Below are 19,961 nucleotides of genomic sequence, written 5' to 3'. Positions count from 1 at the left end.
CGCTGCTCCACGTCGTCCACCACGCCGATTACACGGCTCCGCGGCCTGAACGCGGGACGTTCAGGTTCGACAAGTACATGCTGGTGATGGAGGCGCTGCGGGAGAGCGGCTATCCGATCACCGAACACGCGCCCGATCCCATGCCGCGCGCCTGGCTGGAAGCGGTGCACAGCCCCGAATATGTCGCCGAAGTCTTCGCCGCCGCCGTGCCGCGCGAAAAGGAAAGGCGGATCGGCTTTCCCGTCACCCCACGCATCGCCAGCCGCGTGCGCCACACCAACGGCGGCACCTGGTTGGCGGCGAAGCTGGCGATGGAGCACGGCTATGCCGCCAACAGCGCGGCCGGCAGCCACCATGCGCTGCACGATACGGGCGCGGGCTATTGCGTGTTCAACGACCTCGCCGTCGCATCAAACCGCCTGATCGCGGAAGGGGACGCGGCGCGGATCCTGATCGTCGATCTCGACGTCCACCAGGGCGACGGCACGGCCAGCCTGACCGCCGGGCGCGAAGACATCTTCACCCTGTCGCTCCACGCGGAAAAGAACTTCCCGGTCCGCAAGGCGCAGTCCAGCCGCGACGTCGCCTTGCCTGACGGGATGGACGACGATGCCTATCTCGCCGTGCTTTCGCGCGAGCTGGACGACGCCTTTGCCCGTTTTGCGCCCGACCTCGTCCTCTACCAGGCCGGCGTCGACCCGCACCGCGACGACAAGCTTGGTCGGCTGTCGCTCTCGGGCGAGGGGCTGGCAGCCCGCGACCGCATGGTCGTGCGCGAAAGCCGGCGCCGCGGCCTGCCTGTCGCCAGCGCGCTCGGCGGCGGATACGGGGCGGACCAGCGCGCGGTGGCGCAGCGGCACGCCGCATCCATGCTGGCGATGGCGCAGGAGAATGCCGCCTCGCCCCCCGCCGCGCAGTAGTATAGGTTCTCGCAAACAAAGGGAGGCACTCGCATGGCCGATTACGAAACCGATTACCTGGTCGTGGGCGCCGGCGCGGTGGGCATGGCCTTTGCCGACACGCTGCTGAGCCAGGACGACAATGCCACCGTCACTTTCGTCGACCGCCATGCCCGGCCCGGCGGCCACTGGAACGACGCCTATCCCTTCGTCACGCTGCACCAGCCGAGCGCCTTTTACGGCATCGAAGGCGTTGAGCTCGGCACCGGGCGGATCGACGACAGCGGCCCGAACAAGGGGTATTACGAGCTTGCCGGCCTCAGCGAATTGCAGGCCTATTTCGAAACAGCCATGCGCGACCGCTTCCTGCCGACGGGCCGGGTCACGTACCTGCCGCTGACGGATTACAGCGGCGAGGGGCGAGTGCGGGGCATCTTCTCCGGCGAGGAAAACACGATCGCTGTGCGCCGCAAGACGGTCGATTCCACCTTTTACGATACGTCCGTGCCCGCCACCCACACGCCGGGATACGACGTGGCGGAAGGCGTGCGGACGGTAATCCCCGGCAAGCTGCCCGACCTGTGGATGGAGCGCGGCGCGATCCCGCAGCACTTCACCGTGCTGGGCGGCGGCAAGACAGCGATGGACACGGTCATCTGGCTGCTGGAAGCGGGTGTGAAGCCCGAAGCGATCGCATGGGTCCGCCCGCGCGAAAGCTGGATGACCAATCGCCAGTACACGCAGCCGGGGCTGGAATTCCTGCCCGGTGCCGCGCGGTTCCAGCGCGACCTGTTCGAGATCGGCGCCACCGCCGAAACCGCCGACGACCTGTTCCTGTGGCTGGAAGAACGCGAATACGTGCTGCGGATCGACCGCGACGTCCTGCCGACCAAGTTCTTCTTCGCCACCGTCTCGCCGGGCGAGGTCGAGCGGATGCGCGCGGTGGAAGCCGTCATCGCCATCGGCCGGATCGAGCGTATCGAGCCGGGCAAGCTTGTCGGGAGGGACGGGACCGCGACCGTGCCGGACGACAGCCTGTTCATCGATTGCACGGCGAGCGCCGTCCGCCCGCGCCCGGTGACACCGCAGTTCGAAGGCGACCGGATCACTCTCCAGCCCCTGATGGCGCCGCTCGTGACCTTGAGCGCCTCCGTCACCGGCTGGATCGAAGCGAATATCGAGGGCGAGGCTGAAAAGAACGCGCTCGGCACGCCGATGCAGCTGGACGGCCGGCCTGAATTCTACCCGCTCGTCATCCTCGGCAACGCGATGAACCGCGCGGCTTGGGGGCGCCATCCGGAACTGTCGGCATGGCTCGCGACCACGCGCCTCGATCCGATGGCCCGCACCATCGCACAGGCGCGCAATGAAAACCCCGCCATGCTCGCCCCCTTCGCGGATATCCGCGAGAAAGCCATGGCCGCGATGCCGAACCTTGCCCGGCTCGCAAAGATCGCGCACGAGGGCGGGTAATGAAACGCCTCGCCGCAACCCTTTTGCTCGCCATTGCCGCGCCGCTGCTGTCGGTCTGCGGACCGGTCAACAGCGCCTCGTCAGCCGCCCTCGCACATCCCGATGCGACGCCTTTCGATCCAAAGGCCAACGCCGGTCTGGACCTGGCGGTGGCCGAAGCCGAGGCAAGGCCGCTGCTGGCCGTATTCGGGGCGAACTGGTGCCATGACAGTCGCGCGCTCGCCGGCTGGCTGGAAAGCGATCGCTTCGCCCCGCTGCGCGAGCAGTTTGCCATCGTCTATATCGACGTGGGCCACCCGCAGGAGGGCGAAGGCCGCAACCTGGACCTGGCCGCGATGTTCGGCATCACGGACATCGTCGGCACGCCCACGCTCGTCGCCGTCGGCAGCGACGGAAAGGTCCTCAATGCCGCCACGGCCAAGGGCTGGCGCAACGCCGCCAGCCGTAGCGGGGACGAAATCTACGCAGAACTGGCCGGTTACGCCGCCCGCTAGGCGCTTTACCGTGCCTTAAGGGGCGGCGGATTACGCTGCCGGCCATGGTCAAGAATTACCTGATCCTGGCCGCGATACCGGTGGCCGGTATTGCCGCCGCCTTCGCGTTTCGCACCGGCGGGGACGACGGCGCGCTCGGCACGTTCTCCTCTGCCGACAACGCGCCGCAGCCGCAGCAGACCTACTCCAGCCCCAATCCGTGGTCGAAGGATGACGTACTTGCGCGGCACGACGCCGGGCGGCGGATCGCCGCGCGCGGCTCCGGACCCACGGAAATGGACCGGGCGCTCGCCGAAACCGGCGGCATGGGCGGACAGATCGCGCTAATGCGCGAGGGCGACGGTCATTTCTACGCCAGCCCCGAAATCGATGGGCGGCGCATTCGCACCATGGTCGATACGGGCGCCAGCATGATCGCCCTGACCGGCAGCGACGCGATGGCCATCGGCGTCGACTGGGACCCGTCCGAAGTCCGCCCCATCGCCCGCGGCGCGAGCGGGGATGTCTATGGCGTGCCGGTGGTGCTGGGCAATGTGACGCTCGGCGGGCTGAGCGCAAGCAACGTGCGCGCGGTCGTGATCCCCGAAGGGCTCGACGTGACGCTGTTGGGGCAAAGTTTCCTGTCGCAGGTCGGCAAGGTCGAGATTGCCGGCGACGAGATGGTGCTTAGCCAGTAGGCGTCAGGATGAGGGGCTGCGCGGGTGATAGAGGTCGATGTAATCCGTCAGCCCGTCGCACCATTCGAATTCGCGCAATCGGTAGTAGGGGCGGTTCTGCGTCACGGCGAAACGCCAATCGCGCCTGGTCAATTCGCAGGAGCGCCCGGTATCCGGCGTGTTCTCGATGGTGATCGTGCCGTCGAGGATGCAGTAGTCCGTCCCCACTTCGGCGACCCGACCATCGACGACCAGAGTGCCTTGGCCATCCACCGTCGAATGCACCCCGCGCAGATGGACAGACTCTCCATCGCGCGTGAAAACGACGCTGCCCCGCCTGTCCCAGCCGATCCATTGCAGCGTTATCTCGGTCACCGCGAAGAGCCGGTCGGCCTCTTCCCGATCACGGATCAGCGTGACTTCGGCGGGCTGCGCAACCGTTTCGGTCGTCTCGCCCTGCGGCGCAACGGTTGTACATGCGGCGGCGGAAAGGGCCATCAGCCCCGATATCGCAATGCGGATCATCGGCGAAACGTAGCATCTTTGCGCCGGAACGCGAGTGGGCATGGTGCGCTTCGTTCAGGCTTGCGCTAGGGATTGCGTGCTAGACGATGACAATGCTTCCAACCAACCGCCGCACCTTCCTGACCGGAGCGCTCGCCGCGGGCGCCTCGCTCGCCGCCGCGCCGCGCGCCTTTGCGCAAGTGCGGTTCGGCAATCCGCGCGACGAAAAGCTGGCAGCCATCGCCCGGCAGGAACTCGAACGCGCAGGCCAGGCGATCTGGCGGCGCGACATCGTCGGCATCGCCGATTTCGGCCTGCGGTCCTCCTCGCCGCGCTTCCACCTCGTCAATATGGAAGCGGGCACGGTGGAAAGCTTCCTCGTCACCCATGGCACGGGCTCCGACCCCGAACACGATGGCTGGCTGAAGACCTATTCCAACGTATCGGGTTCCGAAATGACCAGCCGCGGAGCCTATGTCACGTGGGAGTGGTATCACGGCAAATTCGGTCTCTCGATGCGCCTCGGCGGGCTCGATCCGACGAACGACCTCGCCTATCCCCGCGCCATCGTGATGCACCCGGCGGAGTATGCGACCGAAGACCACGTCGCGCGTTGGGGCAAGCTCGGCCGGTCCAACGGCTGCCTTGCGCTGGGCCCCGAACAGTTCCGCCACTGCGTGCGCAACCTTGCCGGCGGCCGCCTGATCTTTGCCGACAGTTTCGGGCTGGAAAGCGACGGGTCGAGCGTGATGCCCCCGGTCGCGCAGACCGACTACGTCCTGCCGCCGCAGCCGATGCGTCCTGCCTATGACGGCGGACGCACCGCGGGCGAGCGCGGCGTTACCTTCCAGTTGGACTAAGCTCGCCTGTGAAGCGGTCGGCGACGGGTCGCCCCGCCGCCGTGCCCCGCCTTACAGTTCGCCGTTCTCGATCGCGATCACTTCCTCGTCGGTCACGCGGGCGCGTTCGCGCACGCGATCTTCGCGGAAGCTGGCGAGCACCGGCGCGTCGCGTTCGTAGATGTCGCGATAGGTCGACATCTGACCGTCGATATTCGTGCCCATCGTGAAATAGGTGATGTAGACGGGCATCTCGCGCTCGAAACGGACCCGCGTGTACTCACCCGATTTCTGGATTTCGACCGCGCGTTCCGGCTCCATGTCGGCCTGCAGGATCGCCAGCGTGATCGCCAGCTCGGTCGCGCGTTCGGTGCGGATGCAGCCGTGGCTGAGCGCGCGGTTCGCGTTGGAGAACAGGTTGCGGCTGGGCGTGTCGTGCAGGAAGATGGCATGCGCATTCGGCATGTCGAGCTTCATCAGGCCGAGCGCATTGGACGGACCCGGCTGCTGGACCACGGAGACATAGCCGTTCGCACCGCGCGTCGCGGTATAGCCCGCACGCCGCGCCCAGGCGGGGTTGTTGAGCACTTTCGCGCCAAGCCCCTCGCCCTTCACGATCGACTGCGGCACCGTCCATGTCGGGTTGAAGATCACGCCTTCGACGCTTTCGGCCAGCTGCGGCGTCGCCGTGCGGCCGGGCTTGCCGACCACGGTGCGATAGGTTTCGATGATCGTATCGTTGACCGTCAGGCGCAGCTGGTATTCGGGCACGTTCGTGATCAGGTACTGCGCGCCGAGATCGCGCTGCAGCCAGCGCCAGCGATCCATGTTGGCCTGGATGAGCGCGCGGCGGCCCGCTTCCGGCTTGCGCGCCAGTTCGCGCTTCAGCGCAGCGTAGTCGGGATGGGTCGGGGCGATTTCCTCCAGCGCGCCGGCGATATCGTGGCTGGCCAGCGCACGGGCCATGACCTGAGCGGTCGGGAAGCGGTCGGCATCGGGATCGACCACGAACCACTGGCGGCGGTTGGCCATCGGGGTGCGCCCGTCGCGCATGTCCTCAATCAGCCAGGCGAACGCGTTGCTAGCCTCTTCGTCCAACATCATGCCCTCGCCCGCGGCGATCGCCGCGCGCAGTTCGCCCGGATTGTAATCCGCCGGAATCAGGCCGTGCGCATCGATGCCCTCGATGACTTCGAGCAGCTGGCGTGCATCGGACAGCGTCCAGCTCTGCACCAGCGGTTCGGCCTCGGGCAGCGGCTGCACGACTTCGGCGGAGCGCATTTCCATCGCATCGATGGCATCGCCCACATCGGCGGGAACGGGCTCGGCCGTCACGGCCTGTGCGGCGGCGAGGGCCGGCGTGGCGACGGCGAAAGCGGCGATGGCGGACATACCGGTACGAAGGATCGATTTCATTCTTGGGCCCCTGGAGGTCGCGGAAAAAGGGCGGATTCGCCCCGAAGCTCGCGCAATTGTGCTTGTTCTGGCAGAATCCATCAAGCATCGCGGCTGAAGCAACGCTGAATTGGACGGGAAGTGCAGCAATTGCGCCACGCGCCGCAAACCGAGACCGCCGTCATTGGCCCGGTGCTGATGGCGCTGCTGGGCGTCGGCCTGCTGGCGCTGATGGACGCGCTGATGAAAGGCGCCTCGCTGGCCGCGGGGGTCTATACCGCCGCGTTCCTCCGCGTGGCCTTCGCCAGCCTGATTGCGGTACCGCTGTGGCTGGCCGCCGGCGGGCGCTGGCCGCATACTCCGGTGCTGAAGCTGCATGCCCTGCGCGGCGTGGTCTCGGCGTTTATGGCGCTGACGTTTTTCTTCGCCCTCACCCGACTGCCGATTGCCGAAACCATCGCGATCAGCTTCGTCGCGCCGATCGTGGCGCTGTATCTCGCCCGCGTATTCCTCGGCGAAGCGATCACCCGCCATGCCGTTGCCGCCGCGCTGCTGGGGCTGGCCGGGACCTTCGTCATCCTGAGCGGCCGGCTGGGAAGCGCACAGATCGATGCGCGGGCGTGGGCCGGTATTGCCTCCATCCTCGTCTCGGCCATGCTCTATGCGGTCAATTTCATCCTCATCCGCCGCCAGTCGCTCGCCGCGAAACCGCTGGAAATCGCAGCCTTCCACGGGGTCGTGCAGGTGCTGGTCCTCGCCCTTGCCGCGCCGTTGCTGCTGCGATGGCCGCATAGCGAGACGCTGGCCGCGCTTGGCGGGTCGGCCGCGCTGACCGTCGGCGGCGCGCTGGCCATAGCTTGGGCCTATGCCCGCGCGGAGACGCAAGTGCTTGTCCCGATGGAATATTCCGGCTTCCTGTGGGCCGCCCTGTTCGGCTGGCTGTTCTTTGCCGAGCGGGTGGAATGGCAAGTGGTGGCAGGCGCGGTGCTGATCGTGGCCGGGTGCCTGATCGCCGCGCGCCGCAAGCCGCCGGAAATCACCGCCGTTTGAAGCGGGAACCGGGCGGCCTTCCCGTAGCTTGATTACCCGAGGATGGGCTTGACGGCGCGCGCCCGATTGCGCAGGTGCCACGCCGACCCTCCCCCCGGAGAAGCAGGGCCCGCAACCGGCCCGATCCGGACCCGCACCACGCGGCACGACATAACAGAAGGACGATCCATCCATGACCAAGGTCGGCACCGACAGCCTCGGCACCCGCAGCACCCTTTCCGTCGGCGGCAAGGATTACGCCTATTACAGCCTCGCCAAGGCTGCCGAGAGCCTCGGCGACGTCTCCCGCCTGCCGTTCAGCCTGAAAGTTCTGCTCGAAAACATGCTCCGGTTCGAGGATGGCGGCCATACCGTGGGGCGTGAACATGCGCAGGCGATTGCCGACTGGCAGAACAACCCGACCACCGGCAACGAGATCCAGTACCGCCCGGCGCGCGTGCTGCTGCAGGACTTCACCGGCGTGCCCTGCGTCGTCGACCTTGCCGCGATGCGCGATGCCATCGCCAAGCTGGGCGGCGATACCGCGAAGATCAATCCGCAGGTGCCGGTGAATCTCGTGATCGACCACTCGGTGATGGTCGACGAATTCGGCCATCCCAAGGCGATGGAAGCCAACATGGAGCTGGAATACGCCCGCAATGCGGAGCGTTACGACTTCCTCAAGTGGGGCTCCAAGAGCTTCGAGAACTTCTCCGCCGTGCCCCCGGGCACCGGCATCTGCCACCAGGTCAACCTGGAGCACATCGGCCGCGGCGTGTGGTCGAGCGAGGACCAGGACGGCAACCTCACCGCTTACCCTGACACCTGCGTCGGCACCGACAGCCACACCACGATGATCAACGGCCTCGGCGTGCTCGGCTGGGGCGTCGGCGGGATCGAGGCGGAAGCCGCGATGCTCGGCCAGCCCATTTCCATGCTGATCCCGCGCGTGGTCGGCTTCAAGCTGACGAACCAGCTTGCCGAGGGGGTCACTGCGACCGACCTCGTGCTCACCTGCGTGCAGATGCTGCGCGAAGTCGGCGTGGTCGGCAGCTTCGTCGAATTCTACGGCCCCGGCGTGTCCAACCTCAGCCTCGCCGACCGTGCGACGATCGCCAACATGGCGCCGGAATACGGCGCGACCTGCGGTTTCTTCGGCATCGACGACAAGACGCTGGACTACCTGCGCCTGACCGGCCGCAGCGAAGACCAGATCGCGCTGGTCGAAGCCTATTCGAAGGAACAGGGCATGTGGTTCACGCCGGAAAACGAGCCGGTGTTCTCCGAAACGCTGGAGCTCGACATGGCCAGCGTCGTCCCCAGCCTGGCCGGCCCCAAGCGGCCGCAGGACAAGGTCGCCCTGCCGATGGTGGACGAACTGTTCAACGGCGAACTGAAGTCGGTCTACAAGAAGGAAGGCCCCGTACGCGTCGATGTGGAGGATACCCACCACGACATCGGCGATGGCGACGTGGTCATCGCGGCCATCACCAGCTGCACCAACACCTCCAACCCCGACGTGCTGATCGCCGCCGGCCTCGTCGCCAAGAAGGCGCATGAAAAGGGCCTGAAGCCCAAGCCATGGGTGAAGACCAGCCTGGCGCCCGGCTCGCAGGTGGTGACCGACTACCTGGTCAAGAGCGGCCTGCAGGACGATCTCGACGCAATGGGCTTCGACCTCGTCGGCTATGGCTGCACGACCTGCATCGGCAACTCGGGCCCGCTCGCCCCGCCGATCAGCAAGGCGATCAACGGCAACGATATCGTCGCCGCCAGTGTCCTTTCCGGCAACCGCAACTTCGAAGGCCGTGTCTCGCCCGACGTGCGCGCGAACTTCCTCGCCAGCCCGCCGCTGGTGGTTGCCTATTCCATCCTCGGCACGGTCACGCAGGACATCACCGAAGTGCCGCTGGGCCAGGACCAGCAGGGCAACGACGTGATGCTGGCCGACGTCTGGCCGACCAACCAGGAAGTGGCAGACCATCGCGCCGCCAACATCGACCGCTCGATGTTCGAAAAGCGCTATGCCGACGTCTACAAGGGCGACGAACACTGGCAGGTGATCAACGTGACCGCGTCCGACACCTACCAGTGGCGCCCGGGCAGCACCTATGTCGCCAACCCGCCCTTCTTCGAAGGCATGGGGCTGGAGCCGGAACCGGTGAAGGACATTGCCAATGCAAAGCCGCTCGCCATCCTCGGCGACAGCGTCACCACCGACCACATCAGCCCGGCCGGCTCGATCAAGGAAGACAGCCCGGCTGGCGAATATCTGCGTTCGAACCAGGTCGCGAAGGCGGACTTCAACTCCTACGGCAGCCGCCGCGGCAACCACGAGGTCATGATGCGCGGCACCTTTGCGAACATCCGCATCAAGAACGAAATGGTACCCGGCGTCGAAGGCGGCTTCACCGTCTATGACGGCGAGACCATGCCGATCTACGACGCGGCGATGAAGCACCAGGCCGACGGCACCCAGCTGGTCGTCATCGGCGGCAAGGAATACGGCACCGGTTCCAGCCGCGACTGGGCCGCCAAGGGCACCATCCTGCTCGGCGTGCAGGCGGTAATCGTCGAAAGCTTCGAACGTATCCACCGCTCCAACCTGATCGGCATGGGCGTGCTGCCGTTGCAGTTCAAGGATGGCGACACGCGCCTGACGCTGGGCCTGAAGGGCGATGACAGCTTCTCCATCGCCGGGCTCGACAGCCTGACGCCGGGACAAGACGTGGAAGTGAACGTCACCCGCGCCGATGGCACCGGCTTCGCCTTCACCGCGCAGTGCCGCATCGATACCGCCAACGAGATGGATTACTATCGCAACGGCGGGATCCTGCAGTACGTGCTGCGCCAGCTCGCCGCCTGATGCGATTGCTGGCCGGCGCGGCGGTGGCGGCGCTGGCGCTCGCGGGGTGCGAGCGCACGCCGCCGTCCGAGCAGCTCGACGTGAAGGCGCTGCCCGATGAAGGCAGTGTCGAAACGATCGCGGCAGCAGACCTTGCCGCGCTGATCGAGGCGGGCGAGGCGATCGTGATCGATGTCCGCACGCCGGAGGAATTCGCCGCGGGCCGCCTGCCGGGCGCGCTCAACGCACCGGTGGAGACCTTCGATCCGGCGGCGATTCCGATGGAAGAAGGGCGCGAGACGATCCTCTATTGCCGGTCCGGCAAACGCTCGGCGCGGGCGGCCGAAATGCTGGCGAAGCATACCGGTGCGCGGGTCCGGCACCTGGAAGGCGGGATCGAGGCGTGGTCCGCGCCCGAACCTTCGCAGCGGGTCCTCATCGGCGGCGAATAGCGGCCTCCGGATCGCTCCAGACGATAAAAAGGGCGGCGCTGCGCAATGCAGTGCCGCCCTTTTCCTTGGCGGGCCGGCGTGAGGTCGGTCGCCGGTCGCCAGGGGTATTCGCGTGCGCTTCGGCTCAGTCTTCCTTCGCCTTCCGGCCCCACTTGCGGCGACCGAACACGGCTGCCGCGCCCAGGCCGAAGAGGATAGCCATCGGCGGCGCAGGGACCTGCGTGCCGCTGGTCGTGCCGCTGGTGGTCATGCCGCCGCTCGAGCTGGTGCTCGTCGAGCTGCTGGAGCTGCCCGAGGTGGAGGACGATGTCGAAGTCGAGCTCGAACCGCTCGAAGTCGAGGTGATGTTACCCGACGAGGAGCTGGTGCTCGTCACGCCGCCGGTGGTCGTGGTGACGCCGCCGGTCGTGGTCGAGATGCCGCCCGAGCTTGTCGCCCCGCTGCTGCCGCTGGTGGTGAAGCCGCCGGTCGTGGTGGTCGTGCTGACACCGCCAGTCGACGTCGAGGTCGTGTTGCCGCCCGTCGAGGTCGTGCTGGTCACCGGGCCGCCCGTCGTGGTCGAGGTGATCCCGCCGGTGGTGGTCGAGGTGGTCGAACCGCCGGTGCTGGTGATGTTGCCCGATGTGGTGTTGCCGCCGCTGGTGGTGTTGCCGCCCGTGCTCGTGCCCGGCTTGCCGCCCGACGTCATGCCGCCGGTCGTCCCGCCGCTGGTCGAGGTCGAGGTGCTGCCGCCGCCCGACGAGCTGGTGCTCGACGAGGTGGAGGAACTGCTCGATCCGCTGGAGGAAGAGGTGATGTTACCCGAGGACGAGGACGTGCTGGTCACGCCGCCGGTCGTGCTCGTCACCCCGCCCGTGGTGGTCGTGACACCGCCCGTGGAGCTCGACGTGGTGCTGGTGAAGCCGCCGGTGGAGCTGGAAGTCGTGCTGGTGACGCCGCCGGTGGAGGTCGAGGAACCGCCGGTGGAGGTCGTGCTCGTCACGCCGCCCGTCGACGTCGACGTGCTGCCGCCAGAGGTCGAGGTGGAGGTCGAGCCGCCATTGTTCGAATTGTCGATGTCGATCACGATGCCGCCGGAGGTTTCGCCGCCGCCCGTCGTGGTGGAGGAAATCTCCACGCTGGCGCCGCCGCCGAAGAAGCCGCCGAAGAAGCCGCCTCCGAAACCGCCACCGAAGCCGCCCGAGCCGCCGATGATGACCGGCCCGCCGCCACCGCCGCCGCCGACGGGCGGAAGCGGGGGAAGCGGAAGCGGCATCGGGATGGCGGCCATGGCGAACTGGCGTTCGATGCAATAGCCGCGGCCTTCCACGTAGGACGTGCCCGCGTCGCCCGCGTGCATGCCGCCCGGCAGGTGCTGGACGAACTGGCCGGAAACGCACTCGGGCTCGCGCTCGACCACGCGGCGGATGCGGCGCACCCGGCGTTCGGGCCGTTCGACGACCCGGCGGATCTGGCGTTCGCGCACCCGCGGCGTATCCTTGACACTCTTGACCGACTTGTACTCGACCTGCGCTGCCTGGGGCTCGGCGACATGAACCGCCCCGCCGCCGACAAGCGCACCGCCTGCCGCCGCCGCGGATAGTTTTGCAAGGGCCGTACGTACCGACATGGTCTAATCTCTCTTCATCAATTCGACCCTGCTCCGGACGGATTCCGGCGGGTTGGGTTGATTCCGTTCTGCCAAGAGACGGGTGAAGAGCGCCTATCGCAATCGCGTTAACCAGCATTTGCCGCAGCGGTGACGATTTTTTAGGGGTGTTTCGGGGCCGCGGTGGCGGGTTGTCCCGTTATGGCACCCAATTGGCCGGAAGACCTTACGATTTCCGTCCGGCGGCGTGGTTAATCGGCTTCGAAAAGCCCGCCTTGCCCACCGTTCTCGCCGCCGCGCGAATCGCCTGCCGGCCCCTGCGGCGGGGCCAGCCCCAAGTGCTTCCAGCCGAGCAAATTGAGGCAGCGCCCCCGCGCCGTGCGGGCGATCAGGCCGAGCTGGATGAGGTAGGGTTCGATTACCTCTTCCACCGTGTCGCGCGGCTCGGCGAGGCCTGCGGCGAGCGTTTCCACCCCCACCGGTCCGCCGCGATAAATGTCGGCGATCATGGTGAGATAGCGCCGGTCCATCGCATCGAGGCCGAGGCTGTCGACTTCCAGCCGGGTCAGCGCCTTGTCCGCGACGTCGGCCGTCACGGTGTCGCCGCCGGCGATTTCGGCAAAGTCCCGTACCCGGCGCATCAGCCGCCCGGCCACGCGCGGCGTTCCGCGTGCGCGCCGCGCGATCTCGCGCGCGCCTGCGTCGTCGATGGCAAGGCCGAGCAGGCGGGCGCCGCGGGTGACCACGCGGGACAATTCGTCCTCGGTATAGAAGTTGAGCCGCACCGGGATGCCGAAGCGGTCGCGCAGGGGCGTCGTCAGCAGGCCCTGCCGGGTCGTCGCGCCGACCAGGGTGAAAGGCGGCAGGTCGATCCGCACGCTGCGTGCCGAGGGACCTTCGCCGATGATGAGGTCGAGCGCGCGGTCCTCCATCGCCGGGTACAGCACTTCCTCCACCACCGGGTTCAGGCGGTGGATCTCGTCGATGAAAAGGACGTCGTTGGGCTCGAGGTTGGTGAGCAGCGCTGCAAGGTCGCCGGATTTCGCGATCACCGGCCCGCTGGTCGCGCGGAAGCCCACGCCCAGTTCCGCCGCGACGATCTGCGCAAGGGTGGTCTTGCCCAGGCCCGGCGGGCCGAAGAACAGCGCGTGGTCCATCGCCTCCCCGCGCCTTTTCGCCGCCTCGATGAAGACCGCCAGATTGTCCTTCGCCGCAGCCTGCCCGATGAATTCGGCCAGGCTCTTGGGCCGCAGCGCCGCATCCGGATCGTCCGGCTGGCGTTCGGGGGTGAGATCGGGGTTTCCGCTCATGCGGTTAGATACGCTCGGTCATGCTGAACCTGTTTCAGCATCCATCTATCGGCACGCTGGAACCGATGCAGCTCGCGCGCGATCAACAGGAACGATGAAAGATATGAGATCACTGTTCCCCGAAATTTTTAGTTATCATGGTCCCAATTCCGAAGATGAACGGCGCAGCGGCAAATTGCGCGATAGGCAGAAAAATGAACGCCAAAAGCGCAAGACCGTCCGATTGGCCGATGTATACTGCGTCTAGACAAGCCCAGACTCCAAACAGTGCAATTAGAATTGCGGTGATTCCAAGTTCTGTCGGCCGTTTTGGTATCAGGCAAAATATCGCCATCGGGAGCAGGCACCAGAGAAACACAGCATATTCAAAAATCCTCGATTGTGCATCGATCAGCATTGACCCGATAATCAACGCATAGATTGCTAGTACACCGAGCCGCCAGTCTTTCGCCATCACCCCGCCGCCTTCTTCAGCGCCACGCGGATCAGGTCGCTTTCGCTTGCACCTTCGCCCAGCTCCCCTTGCGCGGCGGCGACAGCCCTTGCGGCCACTGCGGGTTTGAAGCCGAGGTTTTCGAGCGCGCTTACCGCATCGGCGCTGGCAGGGCCGGCGGGCGTCACCGCGACATCGCCGCTCGCTCCGCCGCCGGGCATAGAACCCGCCTTGTCCTTGAGCTCGTTGACGATTCGGCCGGCCAGTTTCGGACCGACGCCTTGCGCGCGGGCCACGCTGGCCGCATCGCCGCCGGCGCAGGCATCGCGCAATTCGCCTGGGCTGAGCGCGCTGAGGATGGCCAGCGCGACCTTGCTGCCGACGCCCTGCACATTCGTGAGTGCACGGAACCAGTCCCGCTCCTCCGCGCTCGCGAAACCGAGCAGGCGCATGTCGTTTTCGCTCACCTGCAGGTCGGTGAACAGCGTCGCGGCCTCCCCCTTCTCGCCCAGCGCGGCAAGCGTCTTGGCCGAGCAGTGGACGAGATAGCCGACGCCGCGCACATCCAGTACGGCCCAGTCCGCGCCGCTTTCGTCCAGCACCCCGTTAAGCTTCGCAATCATGGTTTGTTCTTGCGGCACAAGTAACCCTTGGTCCAGCGCTAATGGACAGGCGTTCACAGTTGCGGCAGGAAACCGGGCCATGAGTTACAACAGCTTCGGCCATATGCTGCGCGTTACCACCTGGGGCGAAAGCCATGGCCCGGCCATCGGCGCAGTGGTGGACGGGTGCCCTCCGGGCCTCGCCCTGTCGGAAGGCGACATCCAGCCCTTCCTCGACCAGCGTCGCCCGGGGCAAAGCAAGTTCACCACCCAGCGACAGGAGCCGGACCGGGTCCGCATCCTGTCCGGCGTGTTCGAAGGACAGACAACCGGCACGCCGATCAGCCTGATGATCGAGAACGTGGACCAGCGCAGCAAGGATTATTCCGAAGTCGCCAAGGCCTATCGCCCCGGCCACGCGGATTACGCCTACGACGCGAAATACGGCCTGCGCGACTATCGCGGCGGCGGGCGGTCGAGCGCGCGGGAAACCGCCATGCGCGTAGCGGCGGGCGCGATCGCCCGGCTGGTGATCCCGCAGGTGACGCTGACGGCCTATGTGGCGGAAATCGGCGGCGACCGCATCGACCCGGCCCGCTTCGACGCGGGCGAGATTGCCCGCAACCCCTTCTTTTGCCCGGATCCGGAAGCAGCGAAGCGGTGGGAGACGCTGGTGGACGAGGCGCGGCTGGCCGGATCATCGCTGGGCGCGGTGGTGGAATGCCGGGCCGAAGGCGTGCCCGCGGGCTGGGGCGCGCCGCTCTATGCCAAGCTGGACGCCGAACTTGCGGGCGCGATGATGAGCATCAACGCGGTAAAGGGCGTGGAGATCGGCGACGGTTTCGATGCCGCGCGCGGCACGGGGGAAAGCAACGCCGACCCGATGCGGCCCGGACCCGATGGTGATACGCCCGAATTCCTCGCCAATCACGCCGGCGGCATCGCGGGCGGGATCAGCACCGGCCAGCCGGTGACCTGCCGCGTGGCTTTCAAGCCGACCAGTTCCATACTGACGCCGGTCGAAACCATCGACCGCGAGGGCACCGCAACCCAAATCCGCACCAAGGGCCGCCACGACCCCTGCGTCGGCATTCGCGGCACGCCGGTGGTGGAAGCGATGATGGCGCTGGTTCTGGCCGACCAGATGATGATGCACCGCGGGCAGTGCGGGTAAGGGCACATTGGAGAGGACAACCCGCCTTGCCTTGCCCCTCGCCATCGCGGCCATTGCGCTAGTCGGCTCTAAAGCAACTGCAGCCTTTAAGGCCCGCCAGTGCCAAGCAACTCCATCGACACCGACGGCACTTCGCCTCCGGCAGCGAGGCATGGCCGCATGACATGCCCTGTTTCCAGAAAGCCGAGTTTGCGCAGGACTTTGCCGGATGCGGGATTGCTCTCGAAATATCCGGACACGATCCGCGGAAGTTTCAGGATTTCGAACCCGTAGGCGAGCACCTCCCGCGATGCCTCCGTTGCGATTCCCGTTCCCCAATGGGCCGGGTCGATCCAGTATCCCAGTTCGGCGGTGTCGGCGTCTGCTTCCGGCGTCAGTCCGACGGCACCGATCAGTTTGTCTTCGCCGCTAAGTGTAATTGCCCACACCCATTCCGCCGGTACGACCTGCTCAAGGAAAAATTGCGCGTCCTTCGCGCCGTAGGGATGCGGCACGCGGGCAAGGTTTTCGGCAACGCTCTTCTGTCCGACGATTGCGACGATGGCAGGGATATCGCCCTGCGCCGGGCGGCGCAGGGTCAGGCGCTCCGTTCGAAGGTCGGGACGGTTTTCAAGCGTGTTTCGCAGTCTCATCATCGCGGTATCGCCGTAGGGCCTTCTGCCTGCAATCGGGAAATTAGCGCCCGCGCCGCAGCGCCAGGTAAGGCGCGCCGTCGCCGCCGTGGCGGCGCAGGCCTTGCGGACGGCCGCGATGTCCGCGCCTTTGGCTAGTCGCCACTCTCCGCATCCGCCCGTTTGCGCAATTCCATCACGTAATCGCGCGCGCGCAGGGCTGCGGTGACGAGGTTCCAGCGGATCTGGGCGGGCTCCCCTTCTGCGTCGATGGCGCCGACATGAATGTGCGGGCTGCGTGAATTGCCATTGTTGCCGACCGTGCCGACCACGTCCCCAACGGCGACCGACTGGCCTTCTTCCACCGCGATCTCGCCAAGGTGCACGATCATGACGCTTTCGCCACCTGCAGCGGTTATCGTGACATAGGTTGCCATCCCGGGCGTCATCGTGCCGGGTTCGTTTACCGTGTCGACGCGATATGTCTCAGTGACGGTCCCCGCCAGTGGCGCGAGCACGGGCTTGCCCCAGCCGTACCAGTCTTCGTTACGCGATCCGTCACCGCTGTAGAATTGCATGAACCCGGTATTCGTCACCCAGTCAATGCCGTCCATGATCATGCAGTCCTGGGCCAGCGTATTGCCGGGCTGCATCGACGTGCTGAAAGGGTGTTCGCTGCACATGTACGGCTCGTCGTAGAGTGGATGGAGCATCATCTGCGGCAATTCCTCCGCGATCCGATCGATCTCTTCCCCTGTTGGCGCGAAGCCCTTTTGATCCTGCGCGCTGGCGGAGACTGCCAACACGTAGGCTGCAGCTACTACAAAACCGGCTTGTGTCAGCATCGAAATTCTCCGGAAACGATAGCGCACGGTATCGGCTCACTATTGCGAGTCAATCACTCGAAAGGCTATTCCGCCCGATTTATCTTCTTGTGCCCATTGTGTTTTCCACCCCAGACACCATCTAATACTCAGCTACCAGTCGTTATCGACGGTCTTCGCTTCCCAGTTGGGAGCCCTTTCCTTCCGTTTCGCCTCTTAGTCGCAGTCGGGTCAATCCTGGCGCGCTGCAAACACGCATGAAGGAAGTACACATGGCCCATACCGGCAAGATCAAGAGCTACGACAGCAACAAGGGCGTCGGCACGATCGCTCCCGAAAAGGGTGGCGATGCGCTTCCGTTCAAGAAGTCCGACCTGCAGCAGGAAGCGCAGGAACCCAAGGTCGACCAGAGCTACGAGTTCGAAACCAGCGAAGTCGACGGCGGCAGCAAGCGTGCCGTGAACCTGCAACAGCAGCAGGGCGATGGCTCGAGCCACAAGGACCAGGCCCGCAAGCAGCAGGGCTAAAGCCGAATGCGAGGCTGGGGCATTATGCTCCGGCCTCGCTTTTTCTCCTTCAAGGAATCAGCCGATGCCGATGAACCAGTTCCTTTTCGATCACCAGATTTCCGCCATGAAGGCCGACCGTTCGGGCACTGCCGACGAGCGCAGGGCGCTGTTTCAGGAGACAGGCGACCAGGCAGGCCGGATCGCCGCCTGGCGAAAGGCAAATGGCTTGTCCAATGTCGGCTGGCCGCAGGACGAACGATCCAGCCTGACTGACGTACGGAAACCTGCAGATAGCGAAGGGGATGCAGCGTGACGATCGAGCGACATCCTGCACCGAACGAACAATCTGACGCGCGCGAGTGGGAAAACGAAGGTGGTGCGGTTGCGGCGCATTCGTCACCCGAGCTTCCGGAAGGGGTGATTGCGATCACGTCGGTCAGTTACCGTGTGGGCCCTTACACTTACGCCCGGCTAAAAGACGCGCTGGCAGAACATCGCCGCCAATCGACGACCTGATTTTCGCGCGGAATCAAGCGGGATTTTGAATCACCGCCCCCGTCGCAACACTAGATAGATAGCGCCGTCGCCGCCATGGCGGCGGTGCGCCTTGCGGACGGCGGCGATGTCCGCGCCGTGGGGGCCGGCGGCGAGCCAGTCGAGGATCTTGGCGCGGATCGCCCCGCGGCTGGTCCCGCGATCCGCTGCGTCGACCGGGCGCGACTTGCCGGTGACCACGAGGATCAGGCGCGCGCCCATCGCCTTCGCCTGCGCGATGCCGCTGTCGAGCCGGTTCCACGCGCCATCCAGCGTATGGCCATGCAGGTCGAGCGTGAAATCGGGCTCCACCCCCGCGCGGGCGAGCTTGCGCTCCCACGAATTGTCGAGCCCGTGCTGCGCATCGAGCGGGCGCGTGGCCGGTGGTGATGGTGGCGCGGGTACACGCATCGGCGGGACGCGGCCCTTCGGTTTCCTGGGCGGTGTAGCGGCCTTGGCTCGCGGGGCCTCCCGATCAAGCTGCGGGCGACTGGCTGCTTCGGCTCGCGGAGGATGGAGCGGCGTAGCGGTGGCGGCAAGCTGCTCCCAGACCGCCTGTTCCTCGGGCGTCAGGCCGCGCGGATAGCTCATCGCGCCAGCAGGCGGCGCGCGGCGGCTTTCGGCAGGAGGATGTAGGCGCGGCCCCGCCCGCTCATGCCGCCGGCAATCTCGCGCGCTTCGGCACCGGCGCCCCAGAATGTATCGAAGCGGTTGGGACCCTTGATCGCTCCGCCGGTGTCCTGCGCCACCCACAGCCCGTCCGCCACGTCGCGGTCGAGATCGAGCCAGACGGGCGCGCCATAGGGCACGTATTTGGGATCGACCGCTACCGAGGCGCGGCCCCGCACCGGCACGCCGATGCTGCCGATAGGCCCGATCGCGGCATTCGGGCCGGTCAGTTCGCGGAAGAAGATCCAGCTTTCGTTCTCGCGCATGATCGCGCGGCCTTCTGCCGGGTGGTCGCGCAAATACTGGACGATGCCCTGCATGCTGGTTGGGTAATCCGTTCCGTCGCCGATCAGGCCGCGCTGGCGCATCAGCGCGCCGATGCCGGTGTAGCCGTGACCGTTCTGCCCGGCATAGCCGATGCGTGTCACGCTGCCGTCGGCAAAGGCGAGCCGCCCGCTGCCCTGGATCTGCAGGAAGAACAGCTCGATCGGATCGACCGCCCAGCCCAGCTCCAGCCCGCGCCCGGCAAGCGCCCCGTCCTCGATCTCGGCGCGGGTGTAATAGGGCACGACCTTGCCGCTTTGGTCATAGCGGCCCAGGGGCGCGCGGCCCGTGCGTTCGCTTTCGGATATGTCGTCGGGCCATGCGCGCACGAGGTCGTCCGGCATCGCGTACACCGGGGCATAGTCCGGCTGGAACACGCGGGAGCCGGCGATCTCGGGCTCGAAATAGCCTGTGGCGAAGGCGTCGTTCGTGCCCACTTCGACCGTGTCGAAAAAGCGCGCGAAGAAGCCTTGCGGATCGGCGGCGGGCCATGCGGTAAATGCGGCGCAGGCCTCGCTCCAGTCGCTGTTGATAGTCAGTCCGCTCGCGTCCTCGCGCGACAGGACGACGGGGCAGCTTGTGTTGAAGGCGAGCAGCGCGCTGGCCGCGTCTTCGTAAGTCAAATTGAGGCGCGCAACGGGCGGTCCGGCGCGCACGCCCATTTCGAACGCCGTAGTGCCCGCGGGCGGCGGCGGCGCGCGATCGATCGGTTTGGGGACGATCTGGCAGCCGGCGAGTGCCAATGGCGCGGCCAGCAGGGCGGCGGCGCGCAGCACGGCTTTTACCCCGTTGTTCAC

The 19,961-nt window shown here is 66.4% G+C and carries 24 protein-coding genes; 14 read left to right on the top strand and 10 right to left on the bottom strand.

The window, feature by feature from the left end; all coding sequences use genetic code 11:
• Positions 1 to 2: 2 nt before the first annotated feature.
• From VCJ71_RS11315 to VCJ71_RS11300, 4 genes are read left to right on the top strand one after another with little or no spacing between them, the layout of a single operon-like run.
• On the top strand, positions 3 to 920 hold the full coding sequence (locus VCJ71_RS11315; protein WP_324641528.1) for a histone deacetylase family protein: 918 nt from the start codon (positions 3 to 5) through the stop codon (positions 918 to 920).
• A 33-nt stretch (positions 921 to 953) separates the two neighbouring features.
• Positions 954 to 2,372, top strand: a complete 1,419-nt coding sequence (locus VCJ71_RS11310; protein WP_324641237.1) for an NAD(P)-binding protein — start codon at positions 954 to 956, stop codon at positions 2,370 to 2,372.
• Entirely contained in the window at positions 2,372 to 2,866 is a 495-nt protein-coding gene (locus VCJ71_RS11305; RefSeq protein WP_324641236.1) for a thioredoxin family protein, read from the top strand. Before VCJ71_RS11310 ends, VCJ71_RS11305 begins: the two co-directional genes overlap by 1 nt.
• Before the next feature lie 44 nt (positions 2,867 to 2,910).
• The gene (locus VCJ71_RS11300; protein ID WP_324641235.1) at positions 2,911 to 3,543 is read left to right on the top strand and encodes a retropepsin-like aspartic protease family protein; all 633 of its coding nucleotides are present in this window, start codon (positions 2,911 to 2,913) and stop codon (positions 3,541 to 3,543) included.
• Positions 3,544 to 3,546: 3 nt separating this feature from the next.
• Here the strand turns inward: VCJ71_RS11300 and VCJ71_RS11295 are convergent, their stop codons facing one another.
• Entirely contained in the window at positions 3,547 to 4,020 is a 474-nt protein-coding gene (locus VCJ71_RS11295) for a hypothetical protein (RefSeq protein WP_324641234.1), read from the bottom strand.
• A 113-nt stretch (positions 4,021 to 4,133) separates the two neighbouring features.
• Here VCJ71_RS11295 and VCJ71_RS11290 point away from each other — a divergent pair, with 113 nt between their 5' ends.
• Positions 4,134 to 4,886 (top strand): murein L,D-transpeptidase catalytic domain-containing protein, encoded by a 753-nt coding sequence (locus tag VCJ71_RS11290; protein ID WP_324641233.1) that lies wholly within the window; start codon positions 4,134 to 4,136, stop codon positions 4,884 to 4,886.
• Between the two features lie 51 nt (positions 4,887 to 4,937).
• Here VCJ71_RS11290 and VCJ71_RS11285 read toward each other — a convergent pair whose 3' ends face one another.
• Entirely contained in the window at positions 4,938 to 6,281 is a 1,344-nt protein-coding gene (locus tag VCJ71_RS11285) for a L,D-transpeptidase family protein (protein ID WP_324641232.1), read from the bottom strand.
• 120 nt (positions 6,282 to 6,401) lie between these two features.
• Here VCJ71_RS11285 and VCJ71_RS11280 point away from each other — a divergent pair, with 120 nt between their 5' ends.
• The 3 genes from VCJ71_RS11280 to VCJ71_RS11270 all read left to right on the top strand — a co-directional run bounded on the left by VCJ71_RS11280 (position 6,402) and on the right by VCJ71_RS11270 (position 10,586).
• Positions 6,402 to 7,310 (top strand): DMT family transporter, encoded by a 909-nt coding sequence (locus tag VCJ71_RS11280; RefSeq protein ID WP_324641230.1) that lies wholly within the window; start codon positions 6,402 to 6,404, stop codon positions 7,308 to 7,310.
• 172 nt (positions 7,311 to 7,482) lie between these two features.
• On the top strand, positions 7,483 to 10,155 hold the full coding sequence (gene acnA, locus VCJ71_RS11275; protein ID WP_324641229.1) for an aconitate hydratase AcnA: 2,673 nt from the start codon (positions 7,483 to 7,485) through the stop codon (positions 10,153 to 10,155).
• On the top strand, positions 10,155 to 10,586 hold the full coding sequence (locus tag VCJ71_RS11270) for a rhodanese-like domain-containing protein (protein WP_324641228.1): 432 nt from the start codon (positions 10,155 to 10,157) through the stop codon (positions 10,584 to 10,586). The genes acnA and VCJ71_RS11270 overlap by 1 nt, the downstream gene beginning before the upstream one ends.
• A 124-nt stretch (positions 10,587 to 10,710) precedes the next feature.
• On the opposite strand, the gene VCJ71_RS11265 is transcribed toward VCJ71_RS11270, so the two are convergent.
• Positions 10,711 to 10,836, bottom strand: coding sequence for a PEP-CTERM sorting domain-containing protein (locus tag VCJ71_RS11265; RefSeq protein WP_324641227.1), 126 nt, complete (start codon positions 10,834 to 10,836; stop codon positions 10,711 to 10,713).
• Here VCJ71_RS11265 and VCJ71_RS11260 point away from each other — a divergent pair.
• Positions 10,820 to 11,881, top strand: a complete 1,062-nt coding sequence (locus VCJ71_RS11260) for a hypothetical protein (protein ID WP_324641226.1) — start codon at positions 10,820 to 10,822, stop codon at positions 11,879 to 11,881. The two genes, VCJ71_RS11265 and VCJ71_RS11260, sit on opposite strands and share 17 nt — an antisense overlap.
• 56 nt (positions 11,882 to 11,937) lie before the next feature.
• Complete coding sequence (locus tag VCJ71_RS11255) at positions 11,938 to 12,168, top strand: hypothetical protein (RefSeq protein ID WP_324641225.1); 231 nt, start codon at positions 11,938 to 11,940, stop codon at positions 12,166 to 12,168.
• A gap of 257 nt (positions 12,169 to 12,425) precedes the next feature.
• Here the strand turns inward: VCJ71_RS11255 and ruvB are convergent, their stop codons facing one another.
• From ruvB to ruvA, 3 genes are all read right to left on the bottom strand, one after another.
• Positions 12,426 to 13,484, bottom strand: coding sequence for a Holliday junction branch migration DNA helicase RuvB (gene ruvB, locus VCJ71_RS11250; RefSeq protein WP_324641224.1), 1,059 nt, complete (start codon positions 13,482 to 13,484; stop codon positions 12,426 to 12,428).
• A gap of 109 nt (positions 13,485 to 13,593) precedes the next feature.
• On the bottom strand, positions 13,594 to 13,938 hold the full coding sequence (locus VCJ71_RS11245; RefSeq protein ID WP_324641223.1) for a hypothetical protein: 345 nt from the start codon (positions 13,936 to 13,938) through the stop codon (positions 13,594 to 13,596).
• Positions 13,938 to 14,540 (bottom strand): Holliday junction branch migration protein RuvA, encoded by a 603-nt coding sequence (ruvA, locus tag VCJ71_RS11240; protein WP_324641222.1) that lies wholly within the window; start codon positions 14,538 to 14,540, stop codon positions 13,938 to 13,940. Before ruvA ends, VCJ71_RS11245 begins: the two co-directional genes overlap by 1 nt.
• A 79-nt stretch (positions 14,541 to 14,619) precedes the next feature.
• Between ruvA and aroC the strand changes: the two genes are divergently transcribed.
• Complete coding sequence (gene aroC / locus VCJ71_RS11235) at positions 14,620 to 15,693, top strand: chorismate synthase (protein WP_324641221.1); 1,074 nt, start codon at positions 14,620 to 14,622, stop codon at positions 15,691 to 15,693.
• An 86-nt stretch (positions 15,694 to 15,779) separates the two neighbouring features.
• On the opposite strand, the gene VCJ71_RS11230 is transcribed toward aroC, so the two are convergent.
• Positions 15,780 to 16,328 carry a GNAT family N-acetyltransferase gene (locus VCJ71_RS11230; protein WP_324641220.1) on the bottom strand — a complete coding sequence of 183 codons (549 nt, stop codon included), beginning with the start codon at positions 16,326 to 16,328 and terminating at the stop codon, positions 15,780 to 15,782.
• 131 nt (positions 16,329 to 16,459) lie between these two features.
• Complete coding sequence (locus VCJ71_RS11225; RefSeq protein WP_324641219.1) at positions 16,460 to 17,110, bottom strand: M23 family metallopeptidase; 651 nt, start codon at positions 17,108 to 17,110, stop codon at positions 16,460 to 16,462.
• Positions 17,111 to 17,400: 290 nt separating this feature from the next.
• On the opposite strand from VCJ71_RS11225, the gene VCJ71_RS11220 reads away from it, so the two are divergent.
• From VCJ71_RS11220 to VCJ71_RS11210, 3 genes are all read left to right on the top strand, one after another.
• Complete coding sequence (locus VCJ71_RS11220; protein WP_324641218.1) at positions 17,401 to 17,655, top strand: cold-shock protein; 255 nt, start codon at positions 17,401 to 17,403, stop codon at positions 17,653 to 17,655.
• A gap of 70 nt (positions 17,656 to 17,725) precedes the next feature.
• Positions 17,726 to 17,950 carry a hypothetical protein gene (locus VCJ71_RS11215; protein WP_324641217.1) on the top strand — a complete coding sequence of 75 codons (225 nt, stop codon included), beginning with the start codon at positions 17,726 to 17,728 and terminating at the stop codon, positions 17,948 to 17,950.
• A complete protein-coding gene (locus VCJ71_RS11210) occupies positions 17,947 to 18,153 on the top strand; it encodes a hypothetical protein (protein ID WP_324641216.1) in 207 nt (68 codons plus the stop codon). Before VCJ71_RS11215 ends, VCJ71_RS11210 begins: the two co-directional genes overlap by 4 nt.
• Positions 18,154 to 18,183: 30 nt before the next feature.
• Here the strand turns inward: VCJ71_RS11210 and VCJ71_RS11205 are convergent, their stop codons facing one another.
• Together VCJ71_RS11205 and mltA are read right to left on the bottom strand one after the other, a co-directional pair.
• Positions 18,184 to 18,762 carry a Smr/MutS family protein gene (locus VCJ71_RS11205; RefSeq protein ID WP_324641215.1) on the bottom strand — a complete coding sequence of 193 codons (579 nt, stop codon included), beginning with the start codon at positions 18,760 to 18,762 and terminating at the stop codon, positions 18,184 to 18,186.
• On the bottom strand, positions 18,759 to 19,961 hold the full coding sequence (mltA, locus tag VCJ71_RS11200; RefSeq protein ID WP_324641214.1) for a murein transglycosylase A: 1,203 nt from the start codon (positions 19,959 to 19,961) through the stop codon (positions 18,759 to 18,761). Before mltA ends, VCJ71_RS11205 begins: the two co-directional genes overlap by 4 nt.

This window comes from Pseudoblastomonas aquimaris (genome assembly GCF_035481675.1).
GTDB lineage: Bacteria > Pseudomonadota > Alphaproteobacteria > Sphingomonadales > Sphingomonadaceae > Alteriqipengyuania_B.
The sequence above is the reverse complement of the archived record's forward strand: the minus strand, read 5'-3'. Positions and strand labels throughout refer to the sequence as shown.

Excerpts from the sequence above, each read along its gene's own strand:
- VCJ71_RS11310 (WP_324641237.1), top strand. The coding sequence starts at position 954 with ATGGCCGATTACGAAACCGATTACCTGGTCGTGGGCGCCGGCGCGGTG.
- VCJ71_RS11305 (WP_324641236.1), top strand. The coding sequence starts at position 2,372 with ATGAAACGCCTCGCCGCAACCCTTTTGCTCGCCATTGCCGCGCCGCTG.
- VCJ71_RS11300 (WP_324641235.1), top strand. The coding sequence starts at position 2,911 with ATGGTCAAGAATTACCTGATCCTGGCCGCGATACCGGTGGCCGGTATT.
- VCJ71_RS11295 (WP_324641234.1), bottom strand. The coding sequence starts at position 4,020 with ATGGCCCTTTCCGCCGCCGCATGTACAACCGTTGCGCCGCAGGGCGAG.
- VCJ71_RS11290 (WP_324641233.1), top strand. The coding sequence starts at position 4,134 with ATGACAATGCTTCCAACCAACCGCCGCACCTTCCTGACCGGAGCGCTC.
- VCJ71_RS11285 (WP_324641232.1), bottom strand. The coding sequence starts at position 6,281 with ATGAAATCGATCCTTCGTACCGGTATGTCCGCCATCGCCGCTTTCGCC.
- acnA (WP_324641229.1), top strand. The coding sequence starts at position 7,483 with ATGACCAAGGTCGGCACCGACAGCCTCGGCACCCGCAGCACCCTTTCC.
- VCJ71_RS11270 (WP_324641228.1), top strand. The coding sequence starts at position 10,155 with ATGCGATTGCTGGCCGGCGCGGCGGTGGCGGCGCTGGCGCTCGCGGGG.
- VCJ71_RS11265 (WP_324641227.1), bottom strand. The coding sequence starts at position 10,836 with ATGACCACCAGCGGCACGACCAGCGGCACGCAGGTCCCTGCGCCGCCG.
- ruvB (WP_324641224.1), bottom strand. The coding sequence starts at position 13,484 with ATGAGCGGAAACCCCGATCTCACCCCCGAACGCCAGCCGGACGATCCG.
- VCJ71_RS11245 (WP_324641223.1), bottom strand. The coding sequence starts at position 13,938 with ATGGCGAAAGACTGGCGGCTCGGTGTACTAGCAATCTATGCGTTGATT.
- ruvA (WP_324641222.1), bottom strand. The coding sequence starts at position 14,540 with ATGATTGCGAAGCTTAACGGGGTGCTGGACGAAAGCGGCGCGGACTGG.
- aroC (WP_324641221.1), top strand. The coding sequence starts at position 14,620 with ATGAGTTACAACAGCTTCGGCCATATGCTGCGCGTTACCACCTGGGGC.
- VCJ71_RS11230 (WP_324641220.1), bottom strand. The coding sequence starts at position 16,328 with ATGATGAGACTGCGAAACACGCTTGAAAACCGTCCCGACCTTCGAACG.
- VCJ71_RS11220 (WP_324641218.1), top strand. The coding sequence starts at position 17,401 with ATGGCCCATACCGGCAAGATCAAGAGCTACGACAGCAACAAGGGCGTC.
- VCJ71_RS11215 (WP_324641217.1), top strand. The coding sequence starts at position 17,726 with ATGAACCAGTTCCTTTTCGATCACCAGATTTCCGCCATGAAGGCCGAC.
- VCJ71_RS11205 (WP_324641215.1), bottom strand. The coding sequence starts at position 18,762 with ATGAGCTATCCGCGCGGCCTGACGCCCGAGGAACAGGCGGTCTGGGAG.